This is a genomic window from Streptococcus sp. C150, from assembly GCF_000187445.1.
GTDB classification, from domain to species: Bacteria; Bacillota; Bacilli; order Lactobacillales; family Streptococcaceae; genus Streptococcus; species Streptococcus raffinosi.
This window is the reverse complement of record NZ_GL698449.1, coordinates 902,017-908,535: the sequence shown is the minus strand read 5'-3', so window position 1 is coordinate 908,535 and position 6,519 is coordinate 902,017. Positions and strand designations below refer to the sequence as shown.

The window sequence follows — 6,519 nt, the reverse complement described above, 5'->3', positions numbered from 1 at the left end:
AAACAAACAGAGATTGGGGATGTTAATCGTACAGTTGAAAAAGTCAAAATAATTTACGAAAAATTCCATAATTCTGAAGAAATTGCTTCGTGGTATGCATGGTTCCTAAAGAATTTAGTAGCTAAACAAACAGAGATTGAGAAGACTAATCGTACAGTTGAGAAAGTCAAAATAATTTACGAAAAATTCCATAATTCTGAAGAAATTGCTTCGTGGTATGCTGGAGCCTTGTCGAATTCAGCAGACAAGCAAACAGAGATTGAGGAACTGAGACACATAGTTAAACAAATATGTGACATTTTAAAATCAATCCCCAATGTTAAATCATTTGCCACATTAGTAAAAATATTAGAAAACAATCCTGATACTCCATTATATAAAAATGATACTTCAGCCACTAGCCTCACAAAAATTTTAGATAGACTATGTTTTTTTTCCAATGATGGTTTTGACAGAAAACTACTAATTCGAGCTTTAAATCTTGACCTCGTTAAAAATACAAAATACGATATTTTAAAGGATTGGATAAAATACTATAAAGATGATGAAAATAAGCTCAATCAGTTAATAGATATCTATAGAATTGTTCAAGAAATCAAATATCAACTTGGCTTGAAAGTAAAAGATAAAAATTCGAATCTTAGATTCGGCCATTACACCAAGGGAAGCACTCTCCAAATTATGTTAAATCAAGAGGGGAATGATAAGAAGGATTTTTCAGTATCTGGAAAAACTCGCTTATATAATGCTAATTATATGAATGATCCTGAAGAAGGTATCGTCATAGAACAGATATTGGGCTTAGATAGGCGAGACATCTTGGAACCAAGCTCTTGGTTTTTAATGAGTTTTACAAACAAAACGGATGATTTGGCCATGTGGTCCCAATATGGTGATGATGCCAAAGGCGTTTGTTTGGTACTTCGTGAAGATGATTTTTCGAGATTTACTTCCTTCAATGATGTTTCTTGGCGTGAAAAGGCCATCCCCTTAGTAGAGACAATGAATACGATAGAATCTACTCTATCGTATGATTTAAAAGGCTCACCAAATGAATTAAATAATATTAAACCAACTGTAGCTATTAAAAATGAAGAAAAAAGGTCGAAATCTGAAAAAAAAGGGAATCGTGATTATCTCTACCGAATTGCCTATGTTAAGCATACAGAGAAAAATTTAAAACTAGAACGAACTGCACTATTTGAGAAGTCGGAAATAAAAGAATTAGAAAAATTGTTGAAAAGTTTAAAAGAAAAACTAGATATCGGTTTAAAAATCAAGGAAAAGAATTATCAAGATGCCATCTCCAACTGTATCGAAGAAATTCGTTACTTGTTTAAATCTGTAGATTATAAATATGAGAATGAACTGCGTATCTTACGCTATGCTAATCTAGACCCAAGTAATAAGGAAATCAAAATTGACAAAACCTCTGGAGTAGGTAAGCTTTATATAGAACGGGAAAATCCAATTAAAATTGAGGAGGTCATTTTCGGTCCTAAGTTTCAAAATCCTGAATATGTAACTCCTTTACTGAGACTATTGAATAAGGATATCAACTATAAAAAATCTATGATAAAATTTAGATAGATATACTCCTATTCTCTATTCTAAATAACACTCATAAAATCTAAAAGAAGTTACCTAAAATCCAAATAATATGAAAGCCAGACTGAGTCTGGTTTTTATTTGATAAATTAGGTTTTGAAATCATTAGGGAAAATCATCGTCCCGAGCGTCATGATTATAAGTTAGACTTACGTTGTGGGGCCATAGAGCTTGAAATCTTTGGCAATAAAACGAATGATCCAGCCTATGTGGAGCCACCTCAACGTCCATCCTATCCTGAAGCTTGTGGCTTACGTCATTTAGCATTCAAGGTTTCTCATATAGAGGAAGTTGTAAAAGACTTAGAAGAAAAAGGTATCTCTTGCCAACCTATTCGAAGGGATACGTTTACTGGCGAAAAGATGACTTTTTTTGACGATCCTGATGGTCTTCCTTTGGAGTTGCATGAGTAGTTTTTTTGACCTTATTTTTTCAAGTCATGGTATAATTGATTCACGTCTGGCCCTTTTGTCAGTCGTCCTTTAGGAGATTATGGATACTAATCTATTTTCGAAAGGAAAAACACATGAAATTGAAAAAAATTTTTGTTACTGGGGTTGCTTTGCTAGCCTCAGTGACCACCTTTGCTTCAGCTGCTCAAGCAGCCACATCGTCTGACGTTCAAAAGGTTATTGATGAATCTTATGTTCAACCTGACTATGTCATGGGGTATTCTTTGTCAGAAGATCAGCGCAACCAGACCTTGAATTTGTTGGGTTATGATAGCAGTAAAGATACCAATGTTAAGACGCTAACGACATCAGCATATGCAAAAATCATGAATGTTGCAGACGATTCTAGTTTACAGTTATATTCTTCGGTTAAAATCGCAAAGTTAGGTGCTAAAGAAACCTTGACTGTTGATATTGTAACGCCACAAAATATCACGAAAGTTACATCGGATATGTATCGTAATGCCGCAACGACACTTGGTATTGAACATGCTAAGATTACAGTAGCAGCACCGATTGCCGTTACTGGTGAAAGTGCCTTGGCTGGTATTTATTATTCCCTTGAGCAAAATGGAGCCAAAGTTTCAGATGAAAGCAAGGAGCTTGCCCAAGAGGAACTTAAAACCCTTTCTCAAATCAATGAGGAAAATTCAGGTAAGAGTAACTATGATGCTGATAAGCTTAATGTAGCCATGACTGATATCAAATCTGCAGTTGCAGATAAAGGCGACAAGTTGACTGAAGATCAAGCTAAAACAATTGTTCAGCAAACCATCAATAACTACAACTTGAATCTTTCTGATAATCAAATCAATCTTTTGGTTAATTTTGCTTTGAATTTATCTAAGTCCTCAATCATCGATAGTGCTAGTTTCAAGTCAAGCTTGAGTTCACTGAAAGATTCTATCGTTTCTAAAGCTGGAAATACCTTCTCTGGCATCAACTTAAAATTTGATGCTAACAAGACACTTGAAAATAGCAAAAATATTTTTGCGCAAATCTGGCAAGCTATCGTAGATTTCTTTACTGGACTTTTTAAATAGTGAAAGAGCTATCCGTTTGGATGGCTTTTTTCGATTTTTCAGAAAATATTTGAAATACTATTGAAACTTTTTACACAATTGTGTAAAATAGTAACCATCAATTCAGATTATTCTGAAAATTTGTTTTAGGAGATTCTCTTATGTCACAAACAATTGTAACTAGTCAGTCTACCTGGCGTAGTAAAATAAAAGCAATGGGACCTGGTATCCTAATGGCTTCAGCAGCTGTAGGTGGTTCTCATATCGTTTCTTCAACACAAGCCGGAGGTAAGTATGGCTGGGCCTTGTTAGGTTTGGTTATTCTAGCTAATCTCTTTAAATATCCATTTTTCCGTTTTGGTGCGGAATACACAGCAGATACTGGGAAAACTCTAGTTGAAGGGTATGCTGAAAAAGGGAAGTTCTACCTTTGGGTATTCTTCATCCTCAATGTTTTCTCAGCTTTGGTTAATACAGCAGGTGTTGCAATCCTCTGTGCGGCTATCATTGCAAGTGCCTTTCCGATGCTAGGTTTGACTATTACTGTTTGGTCGTTTATCTTGGTTGCTATTATTTGGGGAATGTTGCTCTTTGGAGGGTACAAACTTCTTGATGGCATGGCTAAATGGATCATGTCAGCCTTGACTATCGCAACAGTAGCAGCAGTTATTATTGCGGCAATCAAACACCCAGAGTACAGTGCTGACTTCGTTGAAAAAACACCATGGCAGTTAGCAGCCCTTCCATTTATCGTTTCACTTCTTGGATGGATGCCAGCTCCAATCGAAATTTCAGCCATCAACTCACTTTGGTCAGCTGAGAAAAAGAAAACTGTTGATTTTAACACTGATGATGCCCTCTTTGACTTTAACGTTGGTTACATCGGAACAGCTATTCTTGCAGTATTCTTTGTAGCACTCGGTGCTCTTATCCAGTATCCAACTGGTAAACCTGTAGTAGCAGCCTCAGCGGCCTATATCGCACAATTCGTCGGTATGTATGAATCAGTGCTTGGTACTTGGTCTCGCTACTTGATTACTTTCATTGCTTTCTTGTGTATTTTTGGTACCGTTATCACAGTTATTGATGGTTATTCACGTGTAAATGAGATATCTCTACGACTTTTGTTTAACAAGAAAGAATCCAGTGCAACACCTTTGAACGTATGGATGACTTTGACTTCAATTATTGGTCTTATCATCATTATCTTCTTCCAAGGTCAAGTTGGTACCATGCTTCGTTTCGCCATGATTGGTTCATTCTTGACGACACCTTTCTTTGCGCTATTGAACTATGTGCTTGTCACTAAGGCTAAGAAAGATTTTCCAATGTGGTTGAAAGTGCTTGCCATTGCAGGTTTGATTTTCTTGTTCGGATTTGCACTCTTCTTTATCTGGGCTTTGGCTATTGGTAAAGCAGGTTAATAGGATTAAACGGTTTCCATACGGAAGCTGTTTTTTATTTTAAAGGAGGGGGTTAGGAGAGATTATAGCCAAGAGAATACAAAAAAACCATTCCAATTGGAATGGCTTAACAACAAGATGTTGCTTATTTGAGACCGTATTTTTTGTTGAAACGATCCACGCGTCCGTCTGCTTGTGTGAATTTTTGACGGCCTGTGTAGAATGGGTGAGAATCTGATGAAATTTCTACACGGATAAGTGGGTAAGTTTCACCTTCGAATTCAACTGTTTCGTTTGAGTACTTAGTTGAACCGCTAAGGAATTGGTAACCAGTAGTTGTGTCCATGAATACTACTGGACGGTAATCTGGATGGATATCTTTTTTCATGTTAAAATGTTTCCTTTCTGCCATGGTACTTTTCGTACCATAGTTTTTTTAACTATTCTAGTTTATCAAAACCTTAACTTCTTGACAAGTCTTTTTCCCTATTTTTTAGGAAAGTCGTATCTTGTATACACCGCTTGTTTGAAAGCAGTGGTTGTCTTTATCAATAATAATGGCTTCAAGGTCTTCATGGGCACTAACTTCTTGGAAAATATGCTCAAGACTTGACCCAAATAAACGAGTCGTCCAAATTTCACCATCAACTGAAAGTGGAGAAATGATAGTAAGGCTTGCAAGATTGCTAGTAACAGGATAGCCAGTTTGACTATCAAAAATATGATGATAGGTCTTACCATCTATTTCAAAAGTCCGTTCATAGATTCCAGAAGTGACGACAGATTGGTCTCTGATAGCAAGCACCATGAGATTGGTGTTCCTCGTCTCCTTAGGATTTTGAATACCGATTCGCCATTTATGGTCAGGATTATGGAGAGCTGGTCCGAAGGTTAGAACATTGCCTCCTAGATTTATCAAGGCACTGGTTACTTTTTCAGCTTTGAGAAAGTCTGCAATCCGATCTGCGATATAACCCTTAGCTAAGGCACCCAGATCAATTTTCATTCCCTTCTCTTTGAGGAAGACACTTTGATTTACCTCGGATAGGACGATGGCATTGGGATTAATAATATCTAGGAGTGGAGCGATTTCTTCAGAAAGTGGAAGTCTGGCATCAGAAAAACCAATCCGCCAGGTCTGAATGAGAGGACCAATGGCAATATTAAGGTGGCTTCCAACTTGGCAACTATGCCATTTTCCAAGAGAAATCAGTTCGAACAGTTCTGAGTGAACTTTTACAGGGTGTATACCGGCAGCCTTATTAATTTGCATGAGTTCAGAACTGTCGTCATTAGCAGAGAATCGCTTATTATAAAGATGAAGCAATGCCTCAACCTGGTCTAGTACGGGTTCTGGTTGATTATGATAGATGGAAACATCAATAACAGTTCCCATAAGATGTACACGACGATTAGTGAGTTGCATGGGCAACAGTATCCTTGATTTCTTGATAGATTTGGTCATTTTCCTCTAAGCTGTAGGAATTGGCACCACTGGCAAGTGGGTGTCCACCACCGTCATGACGCTTAGCAATCTCGTTGATGACAATAGACTTACTACGAAGGCGCACACGGTAATGCCCTTCAGGCTGCTCTACGAAAATAGCCCATGATTGAACGGTGTCAATACGGCCAGGAGTGCCAACAATGGCTGAACTTTCAGCATCAGAGACATTAAAGTCATCAAGTACTTTTCGTGTTAGGACGACTTGAGCTGCTCCATTTTCATCGACTTCAAGATTATCGAAAACATAGCCTTGCAATTTAGCGATTTTGAAGGGAAAACTGTCCATACGACGTGCCATAGCAGAAAAATCGAAGTCGTATTCACGTAGTTTTGCTGCAATGTGAAGTGTTTTTGCAGTTGTAGATGGGAAGAGGAAGCGTCCCGTATCGCCAACTATGCCATTATAGAGAACACGTGCAGCTGCATCTGAAAGGGCTAAACCGACAGTGAGGGCCCAGTCTGTCACAATTTCGCTGGCACTTGAAGCAGTAGTATCAACTAAAAGCAGGTCTCCGTAAGCATCATCG

General features: G+C 37.6%; 6 protein-coding genes and 1 pseudogene. 4 read left to right on the top strand and 3 right to left on the bottom strand.

Annotated features, from left to right (window positions below):
* The 4 genes and pseudogenes from HMPREF0848_RS04250 to HMPREF0848_RS04235 form a co-directional block, all read left to right on the top strand.
* The coding region (locus tag HMPREF0848_RS04250) for a DUF2971 domain-containing protein (protein ID WP_008534862.1) at positions 1-1,590 on the top strand (1,590 nt) is incomplete at its 5' end.
* A 92-nt stretch (positions 1,591-1,682) separates the two neighbouring features.
* Positions 1,683-2,021 (top strand): annotated as a pseudogene (gloA2, locus tag HMPREF0848_RS04245) (SMU1112c/YaeR family gloxylase I-like metalloprotein); the annotation flags it as partial.
* 113 nt (positions 2,022-2,134) lie between these two features.
* Positions 2,135-3,103: a DUF1002 domain-containing protein gene (locus HMPREF0848_RS04240; protein WP_008534860.1), complete on the top strand. Its 969-nt coding sequence runs from the start codon at positions 2,135-2,137 to the stop codon at positions 3,101-3,103.
* A gap of 140 nt (positions 3,104-3,243) precedes the next feature.
* Positions 3,244-4,506, top strand: coding sequence for an NRAMP family divalent metal transporter (locus HMPREF0848_RS04235; RefSeq protein WP_008534859.1), 1,263 nt, complete (start codon positions 3,244-3,246; stop codon positions 4,504-4,506).
* Between the two features lie 124 nt (positions 4,507-4,630).
* Here the strand turns inward: HMPREF0848_RS04235 and HMPREF0848_RS04230 are convergent, their stop codons facing one another.
* The 3 genes from HMPREF0848_RS04230 to HMPREF0848_RS04220 form a co-directional block, all read right to left on the bottom strand.
* Complete coding sequence (locus tag HMPREF0848_RS04230; RefSeq protein ID WP_008534857.1) at positions 4,631-4,873, bottom strand: type B 50S ribosomal protein L31; 243 nt, start codon at positions 4,871-4,873, stop codon at positions 4,631-4,633.
* A 105-nt stretch (positions 4,874-4,978) separates the two neighbouring features.
* Positions 4,979-5,911, bottom strand: a complete 933-nt coding sequence (locus HMPREF0848_RS04225) for an FAD:protein FMN transferase (protein ID WP_037608923.1) — start codon at positions 5,909-5,911, stop codon at positions 4,979-4,981.
* Positions 5,898-6,519, bottom strand: a 622-nt coding sequence (locus HMPREF0848_RS04220; RefSeq protein WP_008534854.1) for a DHH family phosphoesterase, incomplete at its 5' end; no start/stop codon positions are given. The genes HMPREF0848_RS04225 and HMPREF0848_RS04220, both read right to left, overlap by 14 nt.

Excerpts from the sequence above, each read along its gene's own strand:
- HMPREF0848_RS04240 (WP_008534860.1), top strand. The coding sequence starts at position 2,135 with ATGAAATTGAAAAAAATTTTTGTTACTGGGGTTGCTTTGCTAGCCTCA.
- HMPREF0848_RS04235 (WP_008534859.1), top strand. The coding sequence starts at position 3,244 with ATGTCACAAACAATTGTAACTAGTCAGTCTACCTGGCGTAGTAAAATA.
- HMPREF0848_RS04230 (WP_008534857.1), bottom strand. The coding sequence starts at position 4,873 with ATGAAAAAAGATATCCATCCAGATTACCGTCCAGTAGTATTCATGGAC.
- HMPREF0848_RS04225 (WP_037608923.1), bottom strand. The coding sequence starts at position 5,911 with ATGCAACTCACTAATCGTCGTGTACATCTTATGGGAACTGTTATTGAT.